3 protein-coding genes are annotated in these 4,370 nt (G+C 71.1%); 1 reads left to right on the top strand and 2 read right to left on the bottom strand.

Annotated features, from left to right (window positions below):
• Positions 1–258: 258 nt before the first annotated feature.
• Complete coding sequence (locus tag ACLN58_RS18570) at positions 259–1,758, bottom strand: NAD-dependent succinate-semialdehyde dehydrogenase (RefSeq protein WP_415856722.1); 1,500 nt, start codon at positions 1,756–1,758, stop codon at positions 259–261.
• Positions 1,759–2,681: 923 nt separating this feature from the next.
• On the bottom strand, positions 2,682–3,533 hold the full coding sequence (rsmI, locus tag ACLN58_RS18575) for a 16S rRNA (cytidine(1402)-2'-O)-methyltransferase (RefSeq protein WP_415856723.1): 852 nt from the start codon (positions 3,531–3,533) through the stop codon (positions 2,682–2,684).
• A 32-nt stretch (positions 3,534–3,565) separates the two neighbouring features.
• Between rsmI and ACLN58_RS18580 the strand changes: the two genes are divergently transcribed.
• The coding region (locus ACLN58_RS18580) for a phospholipid carrier-dependent glycosyltransferase (protein ID WP_415856724.1) at positions 3,566–4,370 on the top strand (805 nt) is incomplete at its 3' end.

A 4,370-nucleotide genomic window follows, 5' to 3' on the forward strand; every position in this document is an offset into this window, starting at 1 on the left:
CCCCGCCGCGCAGGCGGCGAGGGCCAGACTCGGGCGTCTCGCGAGGAGCGTCAGAAGGCGTTAGCCCGCGTACGGGTCCGCGATGCTGTACTTGTCCCGCCGCACGATGCACCCGCCTCGGGTGCCTTAGCCCGCGTACGGGTCCGCGATGCTGTACTTGTCCCTCCGCACGATGCACCCGCCTCGGGTGCCTTAGCCCGCGTACGGGTCCGCGATGCTGTACTTGTCCCTCCGCACGATGCACCCGCCTCGGGTGCGTTAGCCCGCGTACGGGTCCGCGATGCCGATGTACTGCGTCGTCGTGTATTCCGCGATGCCCTCGGCGCCGCCCTCTCGGCCTAGGCCGGACTGCTTGACGCCGCCGAACGGGGCCGCGGCGTTCGAGATGACCCCGGCGTTGAAACCGACCATGCCGTACTCGATCTGCTCCGCGACACGGAACATGCGTGCGTAGTCGCGGGTGTAGAGGTAGGAGGCGAGGCCGTACTCGGTCGCGTTGGCGAGGCGGATCGCGTCCTCCTCGGTCGCGAAGGTCGTGATCGGCGCGACCGGGCCGAAGATCTCGTTCTTGAGGATCTCGGCGTCGTTCGGCACGTTCGCGAGGACGGTGGGGGCGTAGAAGTAGCCGTCGCCGTCGATCAGCGCGCCGCCTGTGGCCACCGTGGCGCCCGCCTCGACGGCCTCCGTCACGAGCGCGTGGACGTCCTTGCGGGCGCCGCCGTCGATGAGCGGGCCGACCTTCGCGTCCGACTCGGTGCCCCGCCCCGTCTTGAGCGCACCCATCGCCGCGGCGAACTTGGCCGTGAACTCCTCCGCCACGGATTCCTGCACGAGGAAGCGGTTCGCGGCCGTGCAGGCCTCTCCCATGTTGCGCATCTTGGCCGCCATGGCGCCCTCGACGGCCTTGTCCAGGTCCGCGTCCTCGAAGACGATGAACGGCGCGTTCCCGCCGAGCTCCATCGAGGTGCGCAGCACGTTCTGGGCGGCATCCGCGAGCAGGCGCCGGCCCACCGGGGTCGAGCCCGTGAACGAGATCTTCCGCAGGCGGTGGTCCTTCAGGAGCGGGGCCGAGATGCCCGAGGCCGAGGACGACGAGACGACGTTCAGCACCCCGGCCGGCAGCCCCGCCTCCTGCATCACGGCGGCGAAGAGCTGCGTGGTCAGCGGCGTGAACTTGGCCGGCTTCACGACCATCGTGCAGCCCGCCGCGACGGCCGGAGCGATCTTGCGCGTGGCCATCGCGAGCGGGAAGTTCCACGGCGTGATGAGCAGGCACGGGCCGAGCGGCTTGCGCTGGACGAGGATCTTGTTCTTGCCCTCGGGAGTCGTGACGTAGCGGCCGTAGTCGCGCACGGCCTCCTCGGAGAACCAGCGCAGGAACTCGGCGCCGTACGTGACCTCGCCCCGGGACTCGGCGAGCGGCTTGCCCATCTCGAGCGTCATGAGGAGGGCGAAGTCCTCGGCGCGCTCGGTCACGAGCTCGAACGCGCGGCGCAGGATCTCGCCCCGCTCGCGCGGCGCGGTGCGCGCCCACGCAGCCTGGGCGGCGTCGGCGGCGTCGAGCGCGGCCACCGCGTCCTCACTCGTCGCGTCCGCGATCTCCAGGAGGGTCTTCCCCGTCGCGGGATCCTCGACGGCGAACGTCTTCCCGCCCGTGGCGTCGCGCCACTCGCCGTTGATGAGCAGACCGGTGGGAACGCGGCCGAGAAGCTCGGCCTCGCGCTCGGGCGTGACAAGCCCTGTGGTGATGGCAGACATGTCGGCTCCTTTCGCCGTGCGGGACTCAGCGTCGGGTCCCTGGGATCGCCTTCCACGCTAGGCCTTGAGCGGCGCGAGTGTCTACGCACACCTGCATCACGGATGTAGTGCAGCGCTGTGCGAGTGCACAGCAGAGAACCCCGGATTTCCGCGGATTCCGGTCCCCACCCCTTGCGCCGCCACCTCCGCAGGGTCCCCACCCCTTGCGCCGCCACCTCCGCAGGGTCCCCACCCCTTACGCCACCACCTCCGCAGGGTGAGCGGACGACGGCGGGCGCCCACCCGCCGTCGTCCGCTCACCTCAGGGCACCGGGCGTCGGCCGTGGCTAGTGCCGGGACTTCCCGACCGCGATTGACACCGACCCCTCGGAGCGCCGCGCACGACACGCCGACCCGGGCCGGAAAGCGAAGCCAGAACCGGTCGGAATCCGCCAATCCCTCCCTGACAACAGCCGACGTTTCGCACGAAAGCGCACCTTTCTCGCGAAAGCGCACCGTTCACGCGACGGCGGACCTTCAGACAAGTGGAAACGTGCGCTCTCGCACGTAACCTGCGCTCTCGCCAAAGGGCGCGGACGACGGCGGGCGCCCACCCGCCGTCGTCCGCTCACCTCCGGGCGCCGCGCGTCGGCCGTGGCTCCTGCCGGGACTTCCCGACCGCGATTGACACCAGCCCCTCGGCGCGCCGCGCACGACACGCCGACCCGGGCCGGAAAACGCAGCCAGAACCGGTCGGAATCCGCCCATCGCTCCCTGACAACGGCCGACGTTTCGCACGAAAGCGCAGCTTTTTCACGAAAGCGCACCGTTCACGCGACGGCGAACCTTCAGACAAGTGGAATCGTCCGCTCTCGCACGTGAACTCCGCTCTCGCCAAAGGGCGCGGACGACGGCGGGCGCCCACCGGCGGCGGGCAGATCGCCTCACCGGGCCGCGAGAACCGCCGCGTACAGCTCCCGCTTGCTCGCGCCGGCATCACCCGCGACCGCGGCCACGGCGTCCTTGAGCCGCGCCCCGCTGTGCACGAGGGCGTTGACCTCGGCCACGAGATCCTGGGCGCTCGCGGGCTCCGCCTCGGGCGCGCCCTCGACGACGACCGCGATCTCCCCCCGCACCTCGTTCTGCTCGGCCCACGCAGCGAGCTCGCCGGCAGAGCCGCGGAGCACCTCCTCGTACGTCTTGGTGAGCTCCCTGCACACCGCGACGCGCCGCCCGGCGCCGAAGCCGTCCGCAAGCGCCCGCAGCATCGCCGGCAGCCGGTGGGGGGCCTCGAAGAAGACCATCGTGCGCCGCTCGCCCGCGAGCTCGGCGAGCCGGCTCGCGCGTTCCCCCGCCTTGCGTGGCAGGAAGCCGTCGAAGCAGAAGCGGTCGGTCGGCAGCCCGGACAGCGCGAGCGCCGTGAGCACCGCCGACGGTCCAGGCACGGCCGTCACCGTCAGCCCCTCCGAGACGGCGGCCTCGACGAGGCGGTACCCGGGGTCGGAGACGGCAGGCATGCCCGCGTCCGTCACCAGCAGCACAGTCCGGCCCGCACGCACGTCCTCGAGCAGCTCGGGCGTCTTCGAGGCCTCGTTGTGCTCGTGATAGCTCAGAATCCGCCCGGTCGGCTGGACTCCGAGTCCCTGGACCAGGCGATGCAGCCTGCGCGTATCCTCGGCCGCAATGACGTCGGCCTCCCCGAGCAGTTCGATGAGGCGCCGGCTCGCGTCGCCGAGGTTGCCGATCGGGGTCGCCGCGAGCACCACACGTCCGGGTCCGGGCTCAGTTTCACGCACCCGCCCAGCCTACGCCGGTAGCATGGGCCGGGATGAGCGCCCCCACGGACACCCGCGAGCCCGAGCTCGGCTGGAACACGCGCCGCCGGTGGGTCATCGCTCCGCCGGCCCCGCCGCGCGTCGTCGACGAACTGCGGGAGCGCCTCCTCGGGCCGCTCGACCGCTGGCGCGACTGGCCAGCACTCCAGCGCACGCTGTACTGGGCGATCCCGCTTGCGAGCGCGGTCATCGCGGGCCTCCTGCGCTTCACCGACCTCTCCCGCCCGCACAGCCTCATTTTCGACGAGACGTACTACGTCAAGGACGCGTACTCATACCTCCAGTTCGGGTATGAGCGGAACTGGGGCGACGACGCGAACGCGAAGTTCATCGTGGGCGACTTCAGCAGCCTCCAGTCGACGCCCGAATATGTGGTCCACCCGCCCGTGGGCAAGTGGATGATCGCGTTCGGCATGTGGCTCTTCGGCCCGTCGAGCTCATTCGGCTGGCGCTTCTCGGCCGCCCTCGTCGGGACCCTCTCGGTCGCGCTCACGGCGTGGGCTGCGTATAAGCTGTTCCGCTCCCCCATCGTCGCCGCGGCGGCGGGCGTGCTCCTCGCCGTGGACGGCCACCACATCACGATGTCCCGCATCGGGATCCTGGACGTCTTCCTCTCGTTCTGGCTCTTGGTCGCCTTCTGCGCCTTGCTCAAGGACCGCGACGACGGACGACGGCGGCTCGCGGCCCGGCTGGGAGCGCTCGCCCGGCCGGATGGGAGGGATCCCGGGCGGGCGAGGATCCCTGCGACGGCGCTCGCGACCGGTCCGTGGCTTGGCATCCGGTGGTGGCGCGTCGCCG

The organism is Sinomonas sp. G460-2 (assembly GCF_047759905.1).
In the GTDB taxonomy this organism is placed as follows: domain Bacteria; phylum Actinomycetota; class Actinomycetes; order Actinomycetales; family Micrococcaceae; genus Sinomonas.

Bases quoted from the DNA above. Each gene is read 5' to 3' on its own strand.
- ACLN58_RS18570 (WP_415856722.1), bottom strand. From the start codon at position 1,758: ATGTCTGCCATCACCACAGGGCTTGTCACGCCCGAGCGCGAGGCCGAG.